The following is a 23,840-nucleotide window of genomic DNA, read 5'->3' as shown; positions in this document are numbered from 1 at the left end:
TCTGGTCCGGCTCCTACTTCGCAGGATCATGCGGCGGGGCACCCCTGACCGTCGTCAAGCAGTACATCGAAAACCAGCAGCGTCCCGTCTGACCGTCACCCCGAAGACGCAGAGCACTCCGGCGCTCCGCGCCTCCGGGCCAAGGACCGCCTTCACCCCCGCCCTGAAGGGCGGAGCACTGGCCAAGATCCGAGGTAGAACTCGTGGACGTGGGACCGGCCCGCCTGCCCCGGGAAGACGATCGGGTCGTCCCCGCGGCGGTGGCTCGAGAAGCAGTCGGCCCGGAACTCGCTGCCGCGCAACGGCGCGGCCGCCTGTGCGACGATCGCCGCCTTCTGCGCGTCCGTGAAGGTGTGGGCGTGGCCGGCATGGGGGGTGCGGTCCTCGGATGCCGGGCCGGACCGTTCCGGCCCCCCGCCGTCGAGCAGCAGTACGCCGACGACGACGGAGAGCAGGATGGCGAGCACGACGGCCGGCGTGGTGAGCAGGCGTCGCATGACGGCTCCTCCCGTCAGCCGAAGGGGATGCGTACGAAGGACTGGTTGCCGGTGCCGACGGTGCTGGCGCCGTTGCCGATGGCGTTCCAGACCTCGACGCGGACCTTCCCGTTGACCAGGTCGCCGTGCGAACCGGTGGACGACTTCAGGCCCTTGCCCTGGTTGTAGTGCTCGTAGCCCGCGACGGGATCGGTGGCGAAGTAGTTGAACGTCTCCGTACGGTCCCAGGTCCCGTCTCCGGTCCGGTCGTAACTGACCCTGACCTGCTGGCCGTTGGCGACGGTCGAGCCGGCGTCAACGAACAGGTCGAACTCGGTGGCGCCGCCGGTGTACTTCCTGGTGATCCCGGCGGAGGTGAAGGTTTGCGGGTTGTGCGGTGTGCCGTCGTGGTTGGCACCACCCGCCGAGGAGAGCGTCGCCGAGGAGGCCGCCGCGGCCGCGTCACCCAGCCCGCCGCCGGAACGCAGGTTCAGCGTGGCGGATCCGGAAGGCGGGTCGGTGGGGTCGGGCGGGTTGGTGCCGCCGCCACCCTTGGTCCAGACGGCTACGTAGTCGACGAGCATCGGACGGCCGGGGACGGTCGCGGCGGTGGGCGTCTTACCGGCCAGTGCGTCCGGGAAGGCACCGCCGATGGCGACGTTGAGCAGGATGAAGTACCCGGCGTGGCTGGTCATGTTGTTCCAGGTGCCCGCGTCGAAGCGGTCCTCGCTGACGCTGTGGAAGAGCTGGTCGTCCACGTACCAGCGCAGCTGGTTGGGCGTGACGGCGCGGTCCCACTCGAAGCGGTACGTGTGGAACGCCGACTGGCAGCTGGCGCCGGGGCAGGCCCGGCTGTTCGCGAGACCACTGGTCTCGTTGCACGGCCCGCCGGGATTCACGCCGCAGTGCAGCACGCCCCAGACGGAGTTGAGGCCGTTGACGTTCTCCATGATGTCGAACTCGCCGATGGCCGGCCAGTTCCAGTAGTTGCCGCGGTACGGAGAGCCGAGCGCCCAGAAGGCCGGCCAGTAGCCGAGGGCGGCGTCACCGGTGACGTTGGGCATCTGGATGCGGCCCTCGATCCGGAGGGTGCCGCCGGCCGGTGCCTTGAAGTCGGCGCGTTTGGTCTCGATCCGGGCGGACGTCCAGTTGCCCGCGCCGTCCCGGAGCGGGGTGATGCGGAGGTTGCCGTTGCCGTCGACGCTGAGGTTGCTCGGGGAGCTGGTGTAGTTCTGGATCTCGCCCGTGCCCCAGTTGCCGGGGCCGCCGGGGTATCCGTGACCGGTGTCGACCTGCCAGTTGGCGGCGGAGGGGAGGCTGCCGTTGGCGCCGGTGAAGTCGTCGCTCCACTGAAGGTTCCAGCCCGGGGCGGGGGGGACGGCGCCGCGTGCGGGGCCGGCTGTCATCAGCGCGGCCAGTCCGGCGAGGGCGGCGGCCGCCGCGACCAGCGCGGCGAGGAGGGGATGTCTGCGGCTCGTGCTCAAGGAACACCTCCGGTAGGGGGTGGCGGGCGGTGCATGAGAGCGCTCCCAAGGTTTTGTAGATGCACCCACTGGAGCCGTCAATGACTTGAACGTCTTAACTTCTTGAACGCGGAACCCAGTTGAGAGCGCCGCTGGTCAGTCGGTCGGACGGTCCCCCCGACGGACGAACCAATGAGCCGATGGTCTGCGCGACGGCCTGGGGCAGCCGGTCCGCACTGTCGCGGAAGCGGAAACCGAGTCGGGTGGCCCGCCCGGAAGCCACGGGCGCGGAACGAGAGCGGCAGAATTGCGGACACCGCCTCGTTCGCGACAGGAGACGCAACATGAGCGAGATCGCAGACCGCTACCGCCGTCACGCCGACGCCTTCGAACGCAGGATTGCCGCCACCCGCCGCGAACAGTGGGGCAACCCGTCTCCGTGCGAGGACTGGACCGCCCGGGACCTGGTGGGTCACATCATCGACATGCACGGCGTCATGCTGCGGCCCGTCGACCGCTTCATGAGCCCCGCTCCCTCCCTGCGGGACGATCCGCTGGGTGCCTTCAGGGCCGCCCGTGCCGACGTGGAGGCCATCCTCGACGACGCCGCGCTCGCCGGCCGGGAGTGCCGGACGCCGAACGGCCCGATGACGGTCGAGCGGCACATCGACGAGGTCGTCAGCAACGACATGGTCTTCCACGGCTGGGACCTGGCCCGGGCCACCGGGCAGGACGACACGATCGACACGGTGGACGTGGAACGCCTGTGGGCCTCCACAGCGGCGGTGCCGAAGGAGGTGATGGACATGATGCGTACGCCGGACGCGTTCGGTCCCGGAGTGAAGGTCTTCGGCCCGGAGGTCGAGGTTCCGGAGAACGCCCGGCTCCAGGACCGCCTGCTCGGCATGACCGGCCGAGACCCCAGGTGAGTCGGCTGCGGCCTCAGTGGATCATCGAGTAACTGCGCCACGGCAGCGAGCCCCGGGCGATGGTGTCGGACAGCGTCGTGGCCAGATAGATCCAGCTGTCCTCAGTCACCTTCCGGCAGTCGGGGGTTTGGTAGAGGACGAGGTCGACCAGGGTGCGGTTGACCACGCCGGTGGCTCCTCTGGCGCCGAAGGACTGGCACCCCTTCACCGGTGGGTTGCTGATCGTGACGACCCGGTGTTCCCTGTCGACAAAACTGACGGTGCCCACCGCGGTCCGGCCGAGACCTGAACAGCCAGTGGTGGCGAGCAGCAGCAGCGCGGCCCCGGTGATGACGCCGAGACGCCGGTGATCGGACATGGGCGGTCCTCGTCTGTGCGGCAGCGTGTCCTCGTGGAGGCCACGCTGCCGCGCCGGGACCGCCTCGGCATCCGGTGAGCGACCAGTCGTGTGAACGGGCGGCACGGCCCGAGCATCATGATCCCGATGGAGGAGCTGGAAGAACTGCGGCGGCTGCGCGACGGAGCCGACCTCGCTGAAGCCGCAGTGCGCGAAGCCGGGCCGACCGGCCCGCCCATGAGCCACGACGAATTCATGGCTCAGCTGGACGCTGAGGACGGCCGGGCGGCCGCCTCGTGACCCACACGGTGGTGTGGCAGCATCAGGCGATGACCGAGTCCCGCCGACTGCGCCCCGGCACCGTGCACGTTCTCAAGATCGGCCGCGTCAGCTGACGCGACGTCGTGTTCCGGGGCGGTGAGCCGGTGAAGTCCAGGGTGGGTGCGCGGCCGAAGCGGAAGCTGCTGCGGGAGCCCGAGGGCGGGCTCCGACGCTGTCCGAGCCCGAGCCCGGGTGCCACACCGGGTCAGTCCCCGCCGCCGCCACCGCCTCCTCCGCCGCAGCCGAAGCCTCCGCCGCCAAAACCTCCTCCGCCGTCCCAGCCGTGGCCCCAGTCGGAGTCGGAGTCGGAGTCTGAGCCGAGGTCGAGGCCCAGGGCCCGGCCGAGGCGGGTCAGGCTCCGGCCGGTCCCCGGGGCGGCCTCCCAGTCGTAGTCGTAGCGGCCGCCCAGGAGCGCGGAGCGGCGGGCCGCACTCTGCAGGGTTGCGCGCAGCGTCTCGTCCGGTACGGCGGCAGGCCCGCCGAACACCACGGGGGCCAGTTCCGAACCGGACCAAGGCGCGTGGCGGCGTGCCCACTTCAGCCGGCGCCGGCCCGGCGGGGTCGGCCGGGCGGGGGTGAGGAACAGGAGCAGGACCGCGAGGCAGCCGCCGCCCAGGGCGATGAACGGCACCGGGTTCGGTGCCCACAGGGCGGTGAGGAGCGTGGCGAGGAACAGCACTGCGAGCAAGCCCCCCGTGATGCGTCGCGCGTGGTCGTGGCGCGGGTGAAGGAGCAGTCCGCACGACGCGAGCCGGTCGCCGATCTCCCTTACCTCAGGACTGCGCATCACCAGCGTGCGGAGCCGGGACAGGCTCCTGCCGCCCGGAGCGTGCTGCCAGCGGTCTGCCAGGACGTGCTCGACCGGGTGCACCGGACGTGCCTGGTCCGCCCGTATCCGGGAACCCGGGCCGACCGTCAGACCGCCACGCTCACGCAGGGCGAGGAGGGCGATGTCGGCGACCCTCGCGGGCCCGCCCGCAAGGAAGGCGGAGTCGTACAGGTCGTCGCGGTCGGCGTCCCGGCGCGCGCCACGGCCGCGGAGGCCCTGCGCCCGTCCGGAGAGCGCGAGGTGCGAGCCGCACGCGGCCGCAGCCACGAGGCAGTTGACGATGAGCACAGTGGTCCACACAGCAGTCCCCCGATCCGGCCGCACGAACTGTTCCGTCGTGCCGTGGTGATGACCGGATCGGGGCGGTTCAACCGCTCATGGCCTCACTTCAGAGCATGATTTGAGGTTCAGGCCGGCCGGAGCCAGACCGTCGCCAGCGGGGGCAGGGTCAGCTGGAGACTCGCCGGGCGCCCGTGGGACGGGACCGGCTCCGGCTTCAGCGGCTCGGTGTTGAGGACGTCGCTGCCGCCGTACCGGGCGGCGTCGGTGTTGAGGACCTCCGTCCAGGCGGAGAACTGTTCCGGGACGCCGAGCCGGTACTCGTGCCGGACCACCGGCGAGAAGTTGCTGACGGACAGCAGTGGCGCGTCGTCCGCGGCGAATCGCAGGAACGCGAATACGTTGTCCTCGGCCGCGTCGCCCTCGACCCAGGCGAATCCCTCGGGAACGGTGTCCCGCTGCCAGAGGGCCGGCGAGGCGGTGTAAGCCGTGTTGAGATCGCGGACCAGGTCACGGACACCCCGGTGGTCGGGCTCGGCCGAGTACGAGGGGTCGAGCAGCCACCAGTCGGGGCCGTGCCCCTCCGACCACTCCGCCCCCTGCGCGAACTCCTGCCCCATGAACAGCAGCTGCTTGCCGGGGTGGGCCCACATGAAGCCGAGATAGGCCCGGTGGTTGGCGCGCTGCTGCCACCAGTCGCCGGGCATCTTGCTCACCAGCGCCTGCTTGCCGTGCACGACCTCGTCGTGGGAGATGGGCAGGACGTAGTTCTCGCTGTACGCGTACACCATCGAGAAGGTCATCTCGTGATGGTGGTACTTGCGGTGCACGGGCTCCTTGGAGATGTACTCCAGCGAGTCGTGCATCCAGCCCATGTTCCACTTCAGTCCGAAGCCCAGACCACCGAACCCGCCGGGGCCGACATGGTGAGTGGCCCGGGTGACGCCGTCCCAGGCAGTGGACTCCTCGGCGATGGTGACGACGCCGGGGCAGCGGCGGTAGACGGTGGCGTTCATCTCCTGGAGGAATGCCACGGCATCCAGGTTCTCCCGGCCGCCGTGCACGTTGGGCGTCCATTCGCCGTGCTCGCGCGAGTAGTCGAGGTAGAGCATCGAGGCGACCGCGTCCACCCGCAGACCGTCGATGTGGAACTCCTGGCACCAGTAGACCGCGTTGGCGACGAGGAAGTTACGGATCTCTTTGCGGCCGTAGTCGAACTCGAGGGTTCCCCAGTCCGGGTGCGCGGCGCGTTCCGGGTCGGTGTGCTCGTACAGCGGCCGGCCGTCGAACTCGGCCAGAGCCCAGTCGTCCTTGGGGAAGTGCGCCGGTACCCAGTCGACGATCACGCCGATCCCGGCCCGGTGCAGGGCGTCGACGAGATACCGGAAGTCGTCCGGGGTTCCCATTCGGGAGGTCGGGGCGTAGAAGCCGGTGACCTGGTAGCCCCAGGAGCCGCCGAAGGGGTGCTCGGCCACGGGCATCAGCTCGACGTGGGTGAAACCCAGGTCCCTGACGTAGGCGGGGAGTTGGGCGGCCAGCTGCCGGTATGTGAGACCCGGCCGCCAGGATCCGAGATGGACCTCGTAGACCGACAGAGGGGCCTCGTGCACCGGGCGGTCCGCGCGCCCGGCCATCCAGTCGCCGTCGTGCCACACGTGGTGCGAAGCGGTCACGATGGAGGCGTTGGAGGGCGGCACCTCGGTGCGGCGGGCCATCGGGTCGGCGCGCATCGTGTGGCTGCCGTCGGGACGGGTGATGTCGAACTTGTACAGCGCGCCCTCGCCCACGCCGGGGAGGAACAGCTCCCAGACGCCGGAGGCCCCGAGTGAGCGCATCGGCAGCCCGGTGCCGTCCCAGTAGTTGAAGTCGCCGGCGATCCGGACGCCCCGGGCATTGGGTGCCCACACGGTGAAGCGCGTGCCGGTGACGTCCTGGTGGACCATCGGCTCGGCGCCGAGCGCCTTCCACAGCTCCTCGTGCCGGCCCTCGCCGATGAGGTGCAGGTCCAGCTCGCCGAGGGCGGGCAGGAAGCGGTACGGGTCGTGGATCTCCAGCTCGGTGTCCTCGTAGGCGACGAGGAGCTTGTAGTCCGGGACGCTCCGCAGGGCCGGGAGGATGCCGGAGAAGAATCCCTCCCCCTCGTCGTGAAGCTCGGCGCGCAGTCCCTTGGCGACGACGGTGACGCCCCGGGCGTACGGGCGCAGGATGCGGAGCGCGACACCGCCGCGCACGGTGTGCGCGCCGAGCACCGCGTGCGGGTCGTGGTGCGCGCCGGCGAGCAGCCGTTCCCGGTCCTCCGGTGCGAGTGGCGGCGCGGGCCGCACCCCGTGGCTCGCGGCGCGCCGCGGCCGGGACTTGGCGGGGGGCGGGGATGCCGGTGCGTCCGCCGGGCCCGGCAGGAAGGCGGGTGCCTCGGGCTGGGTCTGGTCGGGCTTACTGCGGGACGGCTGTCGGGCGGTCACGAGTGCGGCCTCCTCGGGGGGCTCTGGGCGGGAGTGGTGGCGGATCCGGGCTCGGCGAGGCGGCGGACGGCCGCCATGGGGACCGGCAGCCAGTCGGGGCGGTGCCGGGCCTCGTAGAGCACCTCGTACACCGCTTTGTCGGTTTCGTACGCGCGCAGCAGCTCGCCCTCGGCGCGCGGGTCGGTGCCGGAGGACTCGGCGTATCCCTCGCAGTACGCGGCGCGGCAGTCCTCCGCCCACCGCGCGTCCCACGGCTGGTGGGAGCGGGCGGCGTAGTCGAAGGAGCGGAGCATGCCGGCAACGTCGCGCACCGCCGGCTGCGGTCGGCGGCGTTCGGAGATCGGGCTGGCCGGCTCGCCCTCGAAGTCGATCAGGGACCACCTGCCGTCCGCGGCCCGGAGGGTCTGGCCGAGGTGCAGGTCGCCGTGGATGCGCTGGGCGGGCCAGGCGCGGCCGTTGCCGCCCAGTGCGGCCAGGGCGTCGAAGGCGCCGCGCAGGCCGGACTCGTACGGACGCAAGGCGGGGACGGCCTGCGCGGTGGCCGCCAGTCGGGCGGTCATCTCGGCGGCCAGGTGCTCGGTCTGCTGCCGCCGCAGCGTGACGGTGGGCAGAGCGGCGGCGAGCGCGGTGTGCACCTCGGCGGTGGCCCGGCCCAGCGCGCGCGCCTCCTGGCCGAAACCGCGCCCCGCGGCGAGCGTGCGCAGCGCGAGCTGCCAGCCGTCGTCGGAGCCGCGCAGATATGGCTGGAGAACCCCGAGGGTGAGAGGTTCGCGCCCGTCCTCGCCGTCCGCCTCGTACCACGCGACCGGCGCGGGCACCCGCGCACAGCCTTCCCGGGCGAGGGCGAGGGGCAGTTCCAGGTCCGGGTTGATGCCGTGGCCGACCCTGCGGAAGATCTTGAGGATGTACGAATCGCCGTAGATCAGCGAGGAGTTGGACTGTTCCACCGAAGCGAGCCGGGGAGCCAGCCCGGCCGGGATTCCCGCGGCGGGGGCGCGGTCGAAGCGCAGGGTGCCGAGTGTGCCCGGAGTACGCAGCCGCTCCAGCAGCAGCGCGGCGAGGCGCGGATCGTGCAGGGCCTCGTAGACGGTGTGCCCGGCCAGCGGTCCGTCCGTGACCCGGCCGATCAGCGCGGACGCGAGTGGTGGCGGGAGCGCGGCCCGGACGCCCAGCAGCAGCTGGTAGCAGTCGGCCGGCTGCGGGGGACTCTGGCCGCGGAGGACCGGCTGCTGGGCCTGTACGAGCAGGTGCAGCAGGCCCGGAGAGGCCGTGGGAGGGAGCAGTTCGGTCGCCGAGACAAGGGTGAATCCGGAGATGGGGCGGCCCTTGCCCGCGAACCACCGCTGCCGGGGCAGCCATTCGCGCAGAAGCGGAGTGAGCGAGGGCAGGAGGGCTGGTGAGGGCCGTGGCGCCCGATTGGTACGACGGGCGCTCGTGCGACCCCGGGTGGATGCAGCCTCCGACATGGCATCGCGTCCTTTCCCCGGGCACACCACAGGATGCGCAGAGTGTCCCGGATTGCGGCAATGGCTGTCCGGCCGTGCGGGACGTGTCGGGTGAGGATGGTCCGTACAGGGAGAGTCGTTGACCCATTCGCGGCACGGTGTTCGGCGAGCAGTTCAGCTCACTCGCGGTATTCAGGGAGAGTGCCCAGGGTGGGCCGGTGGAAACCGCCCCACCCCCGGACTGTCCTGATATGACGTCAGATCTTGCTCACGCCTTTGGGTGTCTTGCGCAGCCTGAACCAATAGAAGCCGTGGCCTGCGAGAGTCAGCAGATAGGGCCACTCGCCGATGGCGGGGAACCGCACACCACCGATGAGCTCCACCGGGTGGCGGCCGTTGAAGGCCCGCAGGTCGAGTTCCGTCGGCTGCGCGAACCGCGAGAAGTTGTGCACGCAGAGGACCAGATCGTCCTTGTACTCACGGAGGAACGCGATCACCGCCGGGTTGGAGGACGGCAGTTCCGTGTACGAGCCGAGTCCGAACGCCGGGTTCTGCTTACGGATCTCGATCATCCGCCGGGTCCAGTGCAGCAGCGAGGACGGCGAGGACATCGACGCCTCGACGTTGGTGACCTGGTAGCCGTAGACCGGGTCCATGATGGTGGGCAGGTAGAGCCGTCCCGGATCGCAGGACGAGAAGCCCGCGTTGCGGTCGGGCGTCCACTGCATCGGGGTCCGCACGGCGTCCCGGTCGCCCAGCCAGATGTTGTCGCCCATGCCGATCTCGTCCCCGTAGTAGAGGATCGGCGAGCCGGGCAGCGACAGCAACAGGGCGGTGAACAGCTCGATCTGGTTCCGGTCGTTGTCCAGCAGTGGGGCCAGACGCCGGCGGATACCGATGTTGGCGCGCATGCGCGGGTCCTTGGCGTACTCCGCGTACATGTAGTCGCGCTCTTCGTCCGTGACCATCTCGAGCGTGAGCTCGTCGTGGTTCCGCAGAAAGATCCCCCACTGGCAGCCGGAGGGGATCGCCGGCGTCTTGGCCAGGATTTCGGAGACCGGGTAGCGCGACTCCCGTCGTACCGCCATGAAGATCCGCGGCATCACCGGGAAGTGGAACGCCATGTGGCACTCGTCGCCGCCCTCCCGGAAGTCGCCGAAGTAGTCGACGACGTCTTCCGGCCACTGGTTGGCCTCGGCCAGCAGCACGGTGTCCGGGTAGTGCGCGTCGATCTCGGCGCGGACGCGCTTGAGCAGGTGGTGGGTGCGGGGGAGGTTCTCGCAGTTGGTGCCCTCCTCCGCGTACAGATAGGGCACGGCGTCCAGCCGGAAGCCGTCGATGCCCAGGTCCAGCCAGAAGCGCAGCGCGGAGATGATCTCCTCCTGCACGGCCGGGTTCTCGAAGTTGAGATCCGGCTGATGGGAGAAGAAGCGGTGCCAGTAGTACTGCTTACGCACCGGGTCGTAGGTCCAGTTCGAGGACTCGGTGTCGACGAAGATGATCCGGGCGTCCTGGTACTGCTTGTCGTCGTCGGCCCACATGTAGTAGTCGCCGTACGGCCCGCCCGGATCGGACCGCGACTGCTGGAACCACTCGTGCTGGTCGCTGGTGTGGTTCATCACGAAGTCGATGATGACCCGCATTCCGCGCTGGTGCGCGGCGTCCACGAACTCCACGAAGTCGGCGAGGTCGCCGAACTCCGGCAGCACGGCCGTGTAGTCCGAGACGTCGTAACCTCCGTCCCGCAGCGGCGACTTGAAGAACGGCGGCAGCCAGAGGCAGTCGACGCCCAGCCACTGCAGATAGTCGAGTTTGGCGGTGAGGCCCTTGAGGTCACCCACGCCGTCACCGTTGCTGTCCTGGAAGGAGCGCACGAGGACTTCGTAGAAGACCGCCCGTTTGAACCAGTCGGGATCGCGGTCCTTGGCGGGCGTGTCCTCGAACTTGTCGTGGACAGGCTCATTGACGATCATGATGTGGGTGACCCTCCGATCGGCGGGGACGGTCGCAGGACCATGACGTGCGCGGGTGTGACACCCGGCTCGAGGCGCACATAGTTGGCCCTGCCCCAGTGGTAGGTCTCGCCGGTGAGCTCGTCGCGCACCGGGACGGTCTCGTGCCACTCCAGGCCGAGATCCGGCATGTCCAACGAGACCGTCGCCTCCTGGGTGTGGTGCGGGTCGAGGTTGACGACCACCAGAACGATGTTCGAACCCGACCTCTTCGAGTACGCGATCACCGCCTCGTTGTCGGCATGGTGGAAGTGGATGTCGCGCAGCTGCTGAAGCGCCGGGTGGCGGCGCCGCAGCCGGTTGAGCGCGGTGATCAGCGGCGCGATGGTGCGGCCCTCGCGTTCGGCCGACTCCCATTCCCGGGGCCGCAGCTGGTACTTCTCCGAGTCCAGGTACTCCTCGCTGCCCTCCCGGACCGGGGTGTTCTCGCACAGCTCGTACCCGGCGTAGACGCCCCAGCTGGGGGAGAGGGTGGCGGCCAGGACCGCCCGCACCTCGAAGGCCGGCCGGCCGCCCTCCTGAAGGTAGGCGTGCAGGATGTCCGGGGTGTTCACGAAGAAGTTGGGCCGCATGTACGAGGCGGACTCGCCGGACAGCTCGGTGAGGTAGTCCGTCAGCTCCTGCTTGGTGTTGCGCCAGGTGAAGTAGGTGTACGACTGCTGGAAGCCGATCGCCGCCAGGGCGTGCATCATCGCGGGGCGGGTGAAGGCCTCGGCCAGGAAGACGACGTCGGGGTCGGTACGGCCGATGTCCGCGATCACCTTCTCCCAGAAGACCACCGGCTTGGTGTGCGGGTTGTCGACGCGGAAGATCCGTACCCCGTGGCTCATCCAGAAGCGCAGCACGCGCAGCGTCTCGGCGACCAGGCCTTCCATGTCCCGGTCGAACGCGATCGGGTAGATGTCCTGGTACTTCTTCGGCGGGTTCTCGGCGTACGCGATGGTGCCGTCGGCCCGGTGGTGGAACCACTCGGGGTGCTTCTCCACCCAGGGGTGGTCCGGAGAGCACTGCAGCGCGAAGTCCAGTGCCACCTCCATCCGCAGGTCGCGGGCACGGGCGACGAAGCCGTCGAAGTCCTCGATCGTGCCCAGGTCGGGGTGGACCGCGTCGTGGCCGCCGGCCGGCGAGCCGATCGCCCACGGCACACCGACGTCCCGCCGCTTGGCGGAGAGCGTGTTGTTGGGCCCCTTGCGGTGCGTGGTGCCGATGGGGTGGATGGGCGGAAGGTAGACCACGTCGAAGCCCATCGCGGCGACAGCGGGCAGCCGTTCGGCCGCGGTCCGGAAGGTGCCGCTGACCGGAGGCTTCCCCTTCTTCACGACCGCGCCTTCGGAGCGCGGGAAGAGCTCGTACCAGGAGCCGAACAGGGCGCGCCGGCGTTCGACGAGCAGCGGCAGGGGGCGCGAGGAGCTGACCAGTTCGCGCAGCGGATGACTGACGAGCGCGTCCGTGGCCTCGGGAGCCAGCGCCGCGGCCAGCCGGGCGGCGGCCGGGCGGCCCTCGTCACGAAGGGCGTCCACCGCGGCGAGCACGGCCTCACGGCCCTCGCTCTTGGGCACTCCGGCGGCCGCGCGCTCGTACAGCTCCGCGCCCTCCATGAGGACGAGTGCGGTGTCGAGGCCGGCCGGGATCTTGATCTGGGCGTGGTGCCGCCAGGTGGCGACCGGGTCGCTCCACGCCTCGACGGCGTAGGTCCATCGCCCCTCGGAGGTCGCGGCCACCTCCGCCCCCCAGCGGTCCGTCCCCGGGGCGAGCTCGCGCATCGGGGTCCAGGGGCCGGGCCTGTCCGCGGGATCGCGCAGCACAACATTGGCGGCCACGGCGTCGTGGCCCTCGCGGAAGACGGTCGCCGTGACCTGGAAGACCTCACCCACCACCGCCTTCGCCGGCCTTCGGCCGCAGTCGACGAAGGGACGGACGTCCAGGACGGGAATACGACCGATCATGGAATCACCTGATGGCTCTGGTGCGGGCGTGGCCGATTGGGCACGTTTGGGAGGTTTGCCTCTTTCTAGCTGCTCCGTTGGCGACTGACGGGCTACGGGCATGGCCGCTCCTGTCCGCGTTCACTCGGGTGGCGGGAATCAGGGTGCGTTGAGGGGCGCGCTTCCTTCGTACCGGTGGAGCCTTCCCCGGCTCTTCGGGGCCCAAATCCGGTGCTTCGTTAACTACTGGCGCGTAACGGCTCCCGCAGGCAGCGGGGGCGCACCGACTCGCCCGGCTGCTCCCCTGCGCCGTGGTTGTGCCGACCGGGCGCCGCTAACGTCGGGGGGTGAAGCCCGGGTGCACATCGTGGTGCGTCCGCTGAAGATTCGTACTTCCCCCTGCGAAGGTGGACACGTGAAGGCCATTCGTCGATTCACCGTGCGCCCCGTCCTGCCGGAACCCCTACGACCACTCAGTGACCTCGCGCGCAACCTGCGCTGGTCCTGGCACGCCGAAACCCGCGAACTCTTCCAGTCCGTCGATCCCGAGGGCTGGCAGGCGGCGGGCGGCGACCCCGTACGACTGCTCGGAGCCGTGCCAGCCGCGCGGCTGGGCGATCTCGCACAGGACCGCCGCTTCCTGCGCAGACTGACCGCCGCCGCCGACGACCTGGACGACTATCTGCGCGGCAACCGCTGGTACCAGGCCCAGGAGGCCGCAGGCGATGAACTCCCCAACGCCATCGCCTATTTCTCGCCGGAGTTCGGCATCACCGCGGCGCTGCCCCAGTACTCCGGCGGCCTCGGCATTCTCGCCGGCGACCATCTCAAGGCGGCCAGCGACCTCGGCGCCCCGCTCATCGGTGTCGGGCTGCTCTACCGGCACGGCTACTTCCGCCAGTCGCTGTCCCGGGACGGCTGGCAGCAGGAGCACTACCCCGTACTCGACCCGAACGAGCTGCCCGTCTCCCTGCTCCGGGAGGACGACGGCACCCCGAGCCGGGTCTCGCTCGCCCTGCCAGGCGGCCGGTCGCTGCGCGCCCACATCTGGCAGGCGCGGGTAGGCCGGGTCCCGCTCCTCCTGCTCGACTCGGACGTCGAGGACAACGATCCCGGCGAGCGGGATGTCACCGACCGGCTGTACGGCGGCGGCAGCGAGCACCGGCTCCTTCAGGAGATGCTCCTCGGAATAGGAGGTGTCCGCGCCGTACGCACGTACTGCAGGCTGACCGGCCACCCCGCGCCCGAGGTCTTCCACACCAACGAGGGCCATGCCGGCTTCCTCGGCCTGGAACGCATCAGGGAACTCTCCGGGGAGGGACTGGACTTCGACTCCGCGCTGGAGGCGGTACGGGCCGGGACCGTCTTCACCACCCACACCCCCGTGCCCGCCGGCATCGACCGCTTCGACCGCGAACTGGTCGCCCACCACTTCGGCGAGGACGGCGAGCTGCCGGGCGTCGACGTCGAGCGGATCCTCCAGCTCGGCATGGAGACCTACCCGGGCGGGGAACCCAACCTGTTCAACATGGCCGTGATGGGCCTCAGGCTCGCCCAGCGCGCCAACGGCGTCTCCACCCTGCACGGAGCCGTCAGCCGGGAGATGTTCGCCGGCCTCTGGCCCGGCTTCGACCCGGCGGAGGTCCCCATCACCTCGGTCACCAACGGGGTGCACGCCCCCACCTGGGTGGCCCCGGAAGTCTTCCGGCTCGGCGCCCGGCAGATCGGTGCCGGCCGGGCCGAGGACGCTCTCACGGTCGGCGGCTCGAAGCGCTGGGACGCGGTCGCCGACATCGCCGACGCCGAGATCTGGGACGTGCGGCGGGTGCTGCGGGAGCAGCTGGTGTACGAGGTACGGGACCGGCTCCGGGCGTCCTGGCGCCAGCGCGGCGCCGGTTCCGCCGAACTCGGCTGGATCGACGGGGTGCTCGACCCGGACATCCTGACCATCGGCTTCGCGCGGCGCGTCCCGTCGTACAAGCGGCTCACGCTCATGCTCCGGGACAAGGACCGGCTCATGGACCTGCTGCTCCACCCGACACGGCCGGTGCAGATCGTCGTGGCAGGCAAGGCCCATCCGGCGGACGACGGCGGCAAACGGCTCGTGCGCGAGCTGGTGCGGTTCGCCGACGACCCGCGGGTCCGGCACCGCATCGTCTTCCTGCCGGACTACGGCATGGCGATGGCGCAGAAGCTGTACCCGGGATGCGACGTCTGGCTGAACAACCCGCTGCGCCCACTTGAGGCCTGTGGCACCAGCGGAATGAAGGCAGCCCTCAACGGGTGTCTCAATCTGTCCGTGCTGGACGGCTGGTGGGACGAGTGGTTCGGCCCGGACTACGGATGGGCGATCCCGACCGCCGATGCCGCCGGAACCGACGAGGACCGCCGCGACGACCTGGAGGCGCATGCCCTGTACGAGCTGATCGAGCAGCGGGTCGCCCCCCGCTTCTACGATCGCGGTGACAGCGGCCTGCCCGGGCGCTGGATCGAGATGGTGCGTCAGACGCTCGCCTCGCTCGGCCCGAAACTGCTGGCCGGACGCATGGTTCGGGAGTACGTGGAGCGGTTGTACGCCCCGGCCGCGCGCGCCCATCGCGCCCTGGACCCGGACACCGCCCGCGAGCTCGCCGGGTGGAAGGCGCGCGTGCGCGGCGCCTGGCCGCGGGTCGCGGTCGACCATGTGGAAGCGCTGGCGGCGACCGCCGTCAATGGCACCGCCGAGCTGGGATCGACGCTCGCGCTGCGGGTGCGGGTCGCGCTCGACGGTTTGCAGCCCGAGGATGTCGAGGTCCAGGCCGTCGCGGGCCGGGTCGACTCGGCGGACCACATCACCGACGCGCAGACCTTCCCGCTCAAGCCGGCCGGCGGCCCGGACCTGGAGGGCCGCTGGCTGTACGAGGGGCCGCTCGCTCTGGACCGTACGGGCCCCTTCGGTTACACGGTCCGGATCCTGCCCGCTCATCCGCTGCTGGCGACCAGCGCCGATCTCGGCCTCGTCGCCGTTCCGTCCGAGACGACGGGGGAGGCGGCGGGCGTACTGATGCGCTGACGCGCTGCTCCGCACAGGGGCCCGGCACCTCCCGCGGGGGTGCCGGGCCCTTGACGTGCCCATGGGGATACGTTCATGCTTCCGCCCAACGTTCAACACGCTGAACGTACTTGGAGATTCCCCCACCGGAAGGCACCCCCCATGCGCACCGGACCCATAGCCATGGCCGCGGCCCTCGCCGTCGCGGCCACCCTCGCTCTCGGCTCCACCGCGGACGCCGGCCCCGGACGGGCCGCTGCGCCCCGCACCGGGGCAGCAGCCGCTCCCGCGGCGTTCACCCACCCGGGTGTACTGGTCAGCCGCCCGCAGCTGGACTTCGTACGTGGCAAGGTCCAGGCCGGCGAGCAGCCCTGGAAGGGCGCGTACGAGCAGATGATGGCGAGCAAATACGCCTCGCTCTCGCGAACCCCCAAGCCGCGGGCGGTCGTGGAGTGCGGCTCGTACTCCAACCCCAACCTCGGCTGTACCGACGAACGTGAGGACGCGATCGCCGCGTACACGCTCTCCCTCGCCTGGTACATCACCCGGGACGGCCGGTACGCGCAGAAGGCGATCGAGATCATGGACGCGTGGTCGGCCGTGATCAGGGACCACACCAACAGCAACGCCCCGCTGCAGACGGGCTGGGCCGGGTCCTCCTGGCCGCGTGCCGCAGAGATCGTCAAGCACACCTACACGGGCTGGCCGAACGCGGGCCGGTTCGCCACCATGCTTCGCACCGTCTACCTCCCCGAGGTCGCGAACGGCTCCCACTCCAACGGCAACTGGGAGCTCAGCATGACGGAGGCCGCGATCGGCATCGCTGTCTTCCTGGAGGACCGCGCCGCCTACGACAAGGCGGTCGGCAAGTTCCGTGGGCGGGTCCCGGCGTACATCTATCTGAACACGGACGGCGATCTGCCGAAGACGGCGCCCGGCAGCAACCTCGACACCCGCGAGAAGGTCGTCAAGTACTGGCAGGGCCAGTCGACGTTCACCGACGGACTCACCCAGGAGACCTGCAGGGACTTCACCCACACCGGCTACGGCCTCTCCGCGATCTCCCACATCGCCGAGACCAGCCGCATCCAGGGACAGGACCTCTACCCGGAGGTGGCCGACCGGCTCCGCCACGCGCTGGGCTTCCAGTCCAGGTACCAGCTCGGCGCCCAGGTTCCGTCCTCGCTGTGCGGCGGCAGTCTGCATCTCGGGCTCGGCCCCGTCACGGAGGTCGGCTACAACGCCCTGCACCACCGCATGGGGTACGGCATGACGCAGACGCAGACCCTCACCGAACGGCAGCGCCCGGCCGGGTCGAACAACCTCTTCGTGGCCTGGGAGACCCTGACGCACGCGCAGAACCCGAACTGACATGGAACTGCCCGGGGGAACGGTGGTCCGTTCCCCCGGGCAGGGTCTTGTCACGGGCGGGTGAGCCGGATCAGAAGGTCAGCTTCCAGCTGTTGATGTAGCCCGTGTCCAGAGCGGCGACGTCCTGGACCCGCAGCTTCCAGGCACCGCTCGCGACCTCCGAGGAGGCGTTCACGGTGTAGGTCGCGACGACGTTGTCCGCGGAGTCCGAGCCACTGGAGTTCTTCAGCCGGTAGGCCGTCCCGTCCGGCGCCAGCAGGTCGATGACCAGGTCACCGCGCCACGTGTGGACGATGTTGACGTCGACCTTCAGGGCGCTCGGGGCGTTGCCCGCGCGGTTGACGTTGATCGTCGAGGTGCCGGTGCCACGGTCGGGGATGGCGACGTCCGTGGTGTTCTCGAAGACATTGCCCTGGCCGGCCGGGTTGATCGTCCAGCTGAAGGACGCCGTGCCGGTCTTGCCGGCCGAGTCGGTCACCGTGACCGTGGTGTTCGAGGTGCCCGCCGTGGTCGGTGTACCGGAGATCAGGCCGGTGGAGGCGTTGATCGACAGGCCGGCCGGGAGGCCGGTCGCCGCGTAGCTCAACGCGCCCGAGTTGGAGCTGCCGGCCTGGATCTGCAGGCTCGCGGCTGTGCCGACGGTGCCGGTCTGCGCGCCCGGGTTGGTGACGCTGACGCCCTCCGCGATACGGCTGCCGACGTTGATCGCCGCCCACGCGTTTGCCGTGTTGTTGTACGTCGTCGAGCCGTGGCCGTACAGGTCGGCGGCGGCCTGCAGGGTGGCCGTACGGGCGGCGGCGTAGTTGGTGTTGGAGGTGAACAGGCCGGTGGTCAGCGCCCGGAACCAGATCTTCTCGGCGGCGGCGCGGCCGATGGGAGTCACGGGGAGGCCGTCGGAAGTCGGGGAGTCGTAGGAGACGCCGTTGACGACCTTCGGTCCGCTGCCCTCGGAGGCCAGGTAGAACCAGTGGTTGGCCGGCCCCGAGGAGTAGTGGACGTCGATCCCGCCGATGCCCGAGTACCAGGCGTCCTTGGACGAGCCGTCCTTGCTGGGCTTGTCCATGTAGCGCAGCGGGGTGCCGTTGCCGCGGATGTCGATCTTCTCGCCGACCAGGTAGTCGCCGACGTCCTGGGAGTTGTTGGCGTTGAACTCCACGGCGGCCGCGAAGATGTCGGAGGTGGCCTCGTTGAGGCCGCCGGACTCACCGCTGTAGACGAGCTTGGCGGTGACCGAGGTCAGGCCGTGCGTCATCTCGTGTGCGGCCACGTCGATCGAGGTGAGCGGTTTGGCATTGCCGTCGCCGTCGCCGTACGTCATGCAGAAGCAGGAGTCCTGCCAGAAGGCGTTGACGTAGTTGTTGCCGTAGTGGACCCGGCTGTAGGGGGCCACACCGTCGTTCCGCAGGCCGTTGCGGCCGTGCACGTTCTTGTAGTAGTCCCAGGTCAGCGCGGCGCCGTAGTGAGCGTCGGCGCCGGCGGTCTCCAGGTTCGCCGGGGCGCCGTTGCCCCAGATGTCGTCCGGGCCGGAGAAGAGCGTTCCGGTACCGGAGGTGCCGCGGTTGAGGTTGTAGGTCTTGTGGTTGCCGCGGCCCGCGTCGGTCAGGTTGTAGGTGCTGCCCGACTGCGATGTGCCCAGCGTGACCTGTCCGCTGTACTGGGTGTTGCCGGTGCCGGTCTCGACAGCCTGGTACTCGTACAGCCTGGCGCCGGTCTCGGCGTTCGTGATGACGTGGAGTTCGTTGGGCGTGCCGTCGTGCTGGAGGCCGCCGACGACGGTCTCGTACGCGAGGACCGGCGTACCCTGCGCGGCCCAGATGACCTTGCGCGGCGCACGGCTGGCGTCGGACGCCTTGGAGCCCTCGGCTTTGGCCGCGGAGAGGGCTTGCTTCTCCGCGGTCGCGGCGGCGACCGCCGGGGCTGTGTCGGCGACCGTGATCTGCCTGCTGTTCGCCCGGTTGACGAACTCGGTGCGCCCGGACTTCGTCTCATGGACGGTCAGGTCGCCGCCGAGGACCGGGAGTCCCTCGTAGGTGCGCTCGAAGAAGGTGTGCGTGGACCCGTCGACGTCCTGGGTCACCTCGCGGACGACGAGCCGTTCCTTGGCGCCGAGGCCGAGCTCCTTGGCGGTCCGCGCCTTGGTGGCGTCGGCCTCGGCTATGAGCGCCGCCCGCTGGGCGGGGGTGAGCTTGGCGGGCAGGGCGCCGGGGTTCGGCTTGACCGAGGCCGGGGTCCGGCCGGACGTGTTGTCGGCGGTGGCGGTGCCGGCCTGGATACCGACGGCGAGCATGGCTGCTGCGGCTACGAGCGCGCCGACGGCAGTGCCACGTCGATGGGGGCTGGGTCTCAACGCAGACTCCTTCTGCAAGGGGGGTTCCGGACGGCTGGGTGGGCCTCCGGGCAGAACAGGCAGTGCGCAGAACGGGAGAAGAGTGCCACTGGTATTGACCTAATGTCAGGAGCGCGTCAAAAGGTTGGCCGGAAATCGTCCGTTGCCCGAATGGTCACGTTCGCTATACGGACGATTTACCGACTGGCCTCGGTTGACTCCGAGAAGCCGGGAGGTGTGGGTGCGGCCGGGCGCCGAAGAGTGTGACGACCTCGATCTCGCACACGGCCTGCGGGAGGGGGCGTTGGGGGGCGGGGGCGCAGCCGCGGCCCGGGCGTCGACCATCGGCCCCTCCCTGCTGGGGAGTCCGTCCACTGTGTCCGTCCACTGCGCGGACTGTCATGACGTTGTCCTGCCGCACGCGAGGCTCCAGTTCGGGGCGTGACTGGACCCGGCACGAAGCCGAAGGTGAGATGGGCGTGAAGTGTTTGGTGCGGAGTCCCGATTCCCGCGGCTGAGGGGAGGCGGAGCCGGGCCCCGGCTCGGCGGGCGGCGGGCCGGTGGGCGGAGGAGCGGCCAGTGGCTCCGGGATGGAGCCCGAGCCGGTCCGGCTGCCGTGGGCCGGTGGGTGGCAGGGCATCGGCCCGCCGGGTGCCGGCGCTGACGCGCTTGGAAGGAGCGCCCCCTCCGTCGGGTACTGAGCGTGACGGCATTCATGCTTCCGCCGGGCCGCGTTACGAACAACAGGCAGTGCGAAACGCTGCCGGCCGGACCGGCCGGGTGATCGAGGCGGAGCCGGTTGCTGCCCAGGACGGGCCGAAGGTGCCCCTCAGGCCCGGGTCGACGACCCGGGCCTCTTGCGGTGCCCGCATCTCACACCACCCGCCCCTCACACCACGCTCTCCCGCCACGCACGGTGCAAGTCCGCGAAGCGGCCCGTGCCCGCGATGAGGTCCGCGGGCCTGCCGTCCTCCACGATGCGGCCGCCCTCCATCACCAGAACCCGGTTCGCGATCTCCACCGTCGACAGGCGGTGGGCGATCACCACGGCCGTCCGGCCGCGCAGCACCGTGTGCATCGCGCGCTGCACCGCCCGCTCGCCCGGGATGTCCAGCGAACTCGTCGCCTCGTCCAGAATCAGCACCGCCGGATCGGCCAGCAGCGCACGGGCGAAGGCGACCAACTGCCGCTGTCCGGCGGAGATTCTGCCGCCGCGCTTGCGTACGTCCGTGTCGTACCCGTCCGGCAGCGCGCTGATGAAATCGTGCGCACCGATCGCCTTCGCCGCCTGCTCGATCTCCGCAGCTGTGGCGTCCGGCCGGCCGATCGCGATGTTCTCGGCGACCGTGCCCGAGAACAGGAACGCCTCCTGCGTCACCATCACCACTCCGCGCCGCAGCTCCGGCACCGCCAGATCGCGCAGGTCCACCCCGTCGAGCAGCACCCGGCCCTCCGTAGGGTCGTAGAACCGCGCCAGCAGCTTCGCGAGCGTCGACTTGCCCGCGCCCGTCGAACCGACCACCGCGACCGTCTGCCCGGCCGGCAGCCCGAGGCAGAAGCGGGGGAGCACCTCGCCCCCCGTCCGGTACGCGAAACGCACGTCCTCGAAGACCACCTCGCGCCCCGGCCGGCCGGTGTCGAGCGGCGGCAGCTGCTTCGGTACGGCCGGCTCCGGCACCGTCGGCGCTTGGGCCAGCAGTCCCGCGATCTTCTCCAGCGACGCGCCCGCCGACTGGTACGAGTTGAGGAACATCCCGAGCCGGTCGATGGGGTCGTACAGCCGCCGCAGGTAGAGCACCGCGGCCGCCAGCACCCCGAGAGCCAGCGTCCCGGTGGCGACCCGGTACGCACCCCACAGCACGATCCCGGCGACCGCGGTGTTCGCCACCAGCCGCGAGCCGACCACATAGCGGGCCATTTCCAGAATCGCGTCTCCGTTGACGCGTTCGTGATGGTGGTTGAGCGCACGGAACTCGGTATCGTTCGCCCGCTCGCGGCGAAACGCACGCACCGGCCGGATGCCGTTCATCGTCTCGGCGAACTTCACGATCACCGACGCGATCGCAGTGGACCGGTCGCTGAACACCACGCCCACCCGGCGCTGGTAAAGCCGTACGAGCAGATACAGCGGCACGAACGACATCACTGCCAGGCCGCCCGTACCGAGGTCCAGCCACAGCAGCATCGCGGAGATGTAGACGAAGGCCAGTACCACCGCGATGAGCTCCTGGAGTCCCTCGCTCAGAAGTTCCCGCAGTGACTCCACGTCCGTGGTGGAGCGGGAGATCAGCCGGCCCGACGTGTATCGCTCGTGGAAGTCCACGCTCAGTGCCTGCGCGTGGCGGAAGATCCGTCCGCGCAGATCCAGCAGCACATCCTGGTTGACCCGGGCGGAGGTTCGGATGAAGGCGTACTGGAAGGCGCCGGAGCCGACCGAGCAGGCGGCGTACCCCACCGCCACGGCGATCAGCGGCCCGTAGTCGTCGCGCCGGACGGCAGGCACGCCCCGGTCGATGGCGTACGCGACGAGCAGCGGTCCCGCCTGGGCCGCCGCCTGTTGCAGCAGCAGGAGCAGTGCGGCCAGGGCCACCAGCGCGCGGCGCGGGCCGAGCAGCGAGCGCAGCAGCGTACCGGTCGCGCCGGGCGGCGCGGGCAGCGCGTCCTGGGAGAACGGGTCATCGGCGGCCGGGCGGCCGACGGGATCCGGATCCGCACCGGCCTGCCGCTCGTCCTTCACCGTGGAACTCATGCGTCCCCCTCGTCCGCGGCGCCGGACATCAGCCAGGCGTACTCGGTGTTGCTGCGGAGCAGTTCGTGGTGCGTGCCGACGGCGGCGATCCGGCCGCCGGAGAGCAGTGCGACCCGGTCGGCGAGCAGCACGGTCGACGGCCGGTGTGCCACGACCAGCGCGGTCGTGTCGGCCAGGACGCGCCGCAGTGCGGCCTCGACCAGCGCCTCGGTGTGCACGTCGAGCGCGGAGAGCGGATCGTCGAGTACGAGGAACCGCGGCCGGCCGACGACCGCCCTGGCGAGCGCGAGCCGCTGCCGCTGCCCGCCGGAAAGACTCAGTCCCTGTTCGCCGACCTGCGTGTCGACGCCGTGCGGCAGTCGGCGTACGAATCCGGCCTGCGCGACGTCCAGGGCCCGCCCCAGCTCAGCGCCGCCGGCGTCGCCGCCCGCGCCCATCAGGACGTTTTCCCCGACGCTCGTGGAGAAAAGGGTCGGCTCCTCGAACGCCACGGACACCAGCTCCCGCAGCCGCTCGCGGGGCATCGCCGCGATGTCCTCACCGTCCAGCGTGATCTGTCCGCCGGTCACCTCGTGCAGCCGCGGCACGAGCGCGGTGAGCGTGGTCTTGCCGCTGCCGGTGGCCCCGACGAGGGCCATGGTCTCGCCGGGCCGGATCCGCAGGTCGATCCGGGCGAGTACGGGAGGGGAGTCGCCGGGAGCGTCGGGGTACCGGAACTCGACCTCGTCGAATACCAGTCCGCCTTCCGGGCGCCGCCGGGCCCGCGCCTCCGCGTCCCGCGCCTCCGCGTCCCGTTCCGCCTGCGGGAGCGCAGCGTCCCGCTCCACCTCCGCGTCCATCACCTCGAAGTACCGCTCCGTGGCCGTCGCCGCCTCCTGGCTCATCGCGAGCAGGAAGCCGATCGACTCCACGGGCCACCGCAGCGCCAGCGCCGTCGACAGGAAGGCCACCAGCGTGCCCGCCGAGAGGGAGCCGTCCGCGACCTGGATCGTGCCCAGCACCAGCGCCGCGCCGATGGCCAGCTCCGGGAGGGTCATGATCAGCGCCCAGATACCGGCCAGCAGCCGGGCCTTGCCCAGTTCCGTGGAGCGCAGCCGCTTCGACAGTTCACCGAAGGCGAGGGCCTGACTGCGGTGGCGGCCGAATCCTTTGATGATGCGGATGCCGAGCACGCTCTCCTCGACGACGGTCGTCAGATCGCCGACCTGGTCCTGCGCCTTCCGGGCGACCATGAAGTACCGGCTCTCGAAGAGCGACAGGAGGATCATCAGCGGCACGACGGGCGCCAGCATGACCAGCCCGAGCGTCCACTCCTGACTCAGCAGAATGCCGAAGCCGACCAGGATGGTTGCCGCGTTGACCAACAGGAACGTCAGCGGAAAGGTCAGGAACATCCGGACCAGCATCAGGTCCGTCGTGCCGCGCGACAGCAACTGCCCCGACGCCCAGCGGTCGTGGAAGGCGACCGGCAGCCGCTGCAGGTGCCGGTAGAGGTCGGCCCGCATCCCCGCCTCGACACCCGCGAGCGGCCGCGCGACGAGCCAGCGCCGGAACCCGAACAGCACGGCCTCCGCGATGCCGAGCAGCAGGAGGCAGAGCGCGCCCAGCCACACTCCACCCGGGTCCGAGTCCGCGACCGGGCCGTCCACCATCCACTTCAGGACGAGGGGGATGACGAGGGACAGACAGGAAGCGACGATCGCGACAAAAGCCGCGCTGAACAGCCGGATCCGTACGGGCCGTACGTACGGCCAGAGTCGCAGCAGCGAACGTACGGCCGACCTGTCCTTGGGGGGTGAAGGCGTTTCAGGCATCAGGGGCGAGCCTACGGTTCACGACTGACATGGCCCACTGGATTTCCGGGCGCCGGGCGCCGGGCGTCGGT

At 70.4% G+C, this 23,840-nt stretch carries 16 protein-coding genes and 1 pseudogene; 6 read left to right on the top strand and 11 right to left on the bottom strand.

The window, feature by feature from the left end; genetic code table 11:
• The coding region (locus AB0M62_RS23075; protein WP_366076173.1) for a transposase at window positions 1–92 on the top strand (92 nt) is incomplete at its 5' end.
• A gap of 60 nt (window positions 93–152) precedes the next feature.
• Here AB0M62_RS23075 and AB0M62_RS23070 read toward each other — a convergent pair.
• Together AB0M62_RS23070 and AB0M62_RS23065 are read right to left on the bottom strand one after the other, a co-directional pair.
• Window positions 153–497 (bottom strand): hypothetical protein, encoded by a 345-nt coding sequence (locus AB0M62_RS23070; RefSeq protein ID WP_366076164.1) that lies wholly within the window; start codon window positions 495–497, stop codon window positions 153–155.
• A gap of 14 nt (window positions 498–511) precedes the next feature.
• Complete coding sequence (locus AB0M62_RS23065) at window positions 512–1,960, bottom strand: glycoside hydrolase family 16 protein (protein ID WP_366076163.1); 1,449 nt, start codon at window positions 1,958–1,960, stop codon at window positions 512–514.
• A gap of 323 nt (window positions 1,961–2,283) precedes the next feature.
• Here AB0M62_RS23065 and AB0M62_RS23060 point away from each other — a divergent pair, with 323 nt between their 5' ends.
• Window positions 2,284–2,868, top strand: coding sequence for a TIGR03086 family metal-binding protein (locus AB0M62_RS23060; RefSeq protein WP_366076162.1), 585 nt, complete (start codon window positions 2,284–2,286; stop codon window positions 2,866–2,868).
• A gap of 13 nt (window positions 2,869–2,881) precedes the next feature.
• Here AB0M62_RS23060 and AB0M62_RS23055 read toward each other — a convergent pair whose 3' ends face one another.
• Window positions 2,882–3,226, bottom strand: a complete 345-nt coding sequence (locus AB0M62_RS23055) for a hypothetical protein (RefSeq protein ID WP_366076161.1) — start codon at window positions 3,224–3,226, stop codon at window positions 2,882–2,884.
• A 126-nt stretch (window positions 3,227–3,352) separates the two neighbouring features.
• Here AB0M62_RS23055 and AB0M62_RS23050 point away from each other — a divergent pair, with 126 nt between their 5' ends.
• Both AB0M62_RS23050 and AB0M62_RS23045 read left to right on the top strand, forming a co-directional pair.
• Window positions 3,353–3,505: a hypothetical protein gene (locus AB0M62_RS23050; RefSeq protein WP_366076160.1), complete on the top strand. Its 153-nt coding sequence runs from the start codon at window positions 3,353–3,355 to the stop codon at window positions 3,503–3,505.
• A gap of 101 nt (window positions 3,506–3,606) precedes the next feature.
• Window positions 3,607–3,684 (top strand): annotated as a pseudogene (locus tag AB0M62_RS23045) (thiol reductase thioredoxin); the annotation flags it as partial.
• 47 nt (window positions 3,685–3,731) lie between these two features.
• Here AB0M62_RS23045 and AB0M62_RS23040 read toward each other — a convergent pair.
• From AB0M62_RS23040 to AB0M62_RS23020, 5 genes are all read right to left on the bottom strand, one after another.
• Complete coding sequence (locus AB0M62_RS23040) at window positions 3,732–4,655, bottom strand: TIGR04222 domain-containing membrane protein (RefSeq protein WP_366076159.1); 924 nt, start codon at window positions 4,653–4,655, stop codon at window positions 3,732–3,734.
• A gap of 107 nt (window positions 4,656–4,762) precedes the next feature.
• Window positions 4,763–6,958: a 1,4-alpha-glucan branching enzyme gene (gene glgB / locus AB0M62_RS23035; protein WP_366076172.1), complete on the bottom strand. Its 2,196-nt coding sequence runs from the start codon at window positions 6,956–6,958 to the stop codon at window positions 4,763–4,765.
• A 134-nt stretch (window positions 6,959–7,092) separates the two neighbouring features.
• A complete protein-coding gene (locus tag AB0M62_RS23030; RefSeq protein WP_366076158.1) occupies window positions 7,093–8,562 on the bottom strand; it encodes a phosphotransferase in 1,470 nt (489 codons plus the stop codon).
• A 236-nt stretch (window positions 8,563–8,798) separates the two neighbouring features.
• A complete protein-coding gene (treS, locus tag AB0M62_RS23025; protein WP_366076157.1) occupies window positions 8,799–10,514 on the bottom strand; it encodes a maltose alpha-D-glucosyltransferase in 1,716 nt (571 codons plus the stop codon).
• A complete protein-coding gene (locus AB0M62_RS23020) occupies window positions 10,511–12,499 on the bottom strand; it encodes an alpha-1,4-glucan--maltose-1-phosphate maltosyltransferase (RefSeq protein WP_366076156.1) in 1,989 nt (662 codons plus the stop codon). The genes treS and AB0M62_RS23020 overlap by 4 nt, the downstream gene beginning before the upstream one ends.
• Window positions 12,500–12,893: 394 nt before the next feature.
• Here AB0M62_RS23020 and glgP point away from each other — a divergent pair, with 394 nt between their 5' ends.
• Both glgP and AB0M62_RS23010 read left to right on the top strand, forming a co-directional pair.
• Complete coding sequence (gene glgP / locus AB0M62_RS23015; RefSeq protein ID WP_366076155.1) at window positions 12,894–15,530, top strand: alpha-glucan family phosphorylase; 2,637 nt, start codon at window positions 12,894–12,896, stop codon at window positions 15,528–15,530.
• Window positions 15,531–15,671: 141 nt separating this feature from the next.
• A complete protein-coding gene (locus tag AB0M62_RS23010; protein ID WP_366076154.1) occupies window positions 15,672–16,880 on the top strand; it encodes an alginate lyase family protein in 1,209 nt (402 codons plus the stop codon).
• A gap of 70 nt (window positions 16,881–16,950) precedes the next feature.
• On the opposite strand, the gene AB0M62_RS23005 is transcribed toward AB0M62_RS23010, so the two are convergent.
• From AB0M62_RS23005 to AB0M62_RS22995, 3 genes are all read right to left on the bottom strand, one after another.
• Window positions 16,951–19,227, bottom strand: coding sequence for a M4 family metallopeptidase (locus tag AB0M62_RS23005; protein WP_366076153.1), 2,277 nt, complete (start codon window positions 19,225–19,227; stop codon window positions 16,951–16,953).
• An 868-nt stretch (window positions 19,228–20,095) separates the two neighbouring features.
• Window positions 20,096–21,955, bottom strand: coding sequence for an ABC transporter ATP-binding protein (locus AB0M62_RS23000; RefSeq protein ID WP_366076152.1), 1,860 nt, complete (start codon window positions 21,953–21,955; stop codon window positions 20,096–20,098).
• Window positions 21,952–23,769 (bottom strand): ABC transporter ATP-binding protein, encoded by a 1,818-nt coding sequence (locus AB0M62_RS22995; RefSeq protein WP_366076151.1) that lies wholly within the window; start codon window positions 23,767–23,769, stop codon window positions 21,952–21,954. The genes AB0M62_RS23000 and AB0M62_RS22995 overlap by 4 nt, the downstream gene beginning before the upstream one ends.
• Between the last annotated feature and the right edge of the window lie 71 nt (window positions 23,770–23,840).

It is taken from the genome of Streptomyces sp. NPDC051219, from assembly GCF_040682335.1.
Classification (GTDB): Bacteria; Actinomycetota; Actinomycetes; order Streptomycetales; family Streptomycetaceae; genus Streptomyces.
Note: the sequence above shows the minus strand (reverse complement) of the source record. Positions and strands in the feature narration are given on the sequence as shown.

Bases quoted from the DNA above. Each gene is read 5' to 3' on its own strand.
- treS (WP_366076157.1), bottom strand. From the start codon at position 10,514: ATGATCGTCAATGAGCCTGTCCACGACAAGTTCGAGGACACGCCCGCC.
- AB0M62_RS22995 (WP_366076151.1), bottom strand. From the start codon at position 23,769: ATGCCTGAAACGCCTTCACCCCCCAAGGACAGGTCGGCCGTACGTTCG.
- AB0M62_RS23030 (WP_366076158.1), bottom strand. From the start codon at position 8,562: ATGTCGGAGGCTGCATCCACCCGGGGTCGCACGAGCGCCCGTCGTACC.
- AB0M62_RS23055 (WP_366076161.1), bottom strand. From the start codon at position 3,226: ATGTCCGATCACCGGCGTCTCGGCGTCATCACCGGGGCCGCGCTGCTG.
- AB0M62_RS23000 (WP_366076152.1), bottom strand. From the start codon at position 21,955: ATGAGTTCCACGGTGAAGGACGAGCGGCAGGCCGGTGCGGATCCGGAT.
- AB0M62_RS23020 (WP_366076156.1), bottom strand. From the start codon at position 12,499: ATGATCGGTCGTATTCCCGTCCTGGACGTCCGTCCCTTCGTCGACTGC.
- AB0M62_RS23060 (WP_366076162.1), top strand. From the start codon at position 2,284: ATGAGCGAGATCGCAGACCGCTACCGCCGTCACGCCGACGCCTTCGAA.
- AB0M62_RS23050 (WP_366076160.1), top strand. From the start codon at position 3,353: ATGGAGGAGCTGGAAGAACTGCGGCGGCTGCGCGACGGAGCCGACCTC.
- AB0M62_RS23010 (WP_366076154.1), top strand. From the start codon at position 15,672: ATGCGCACCGGACCCATAGCCATGGCCGCGGCCCTCGCCGTCGCGGCC.
- AB0M62_RS23070 (WP_366076164.1), bottom strand. From the start codon at position 497: ATGCGACGCCTGCTCACCACGCCGGCCGTCGTGCTCGCCATCCTGCTC.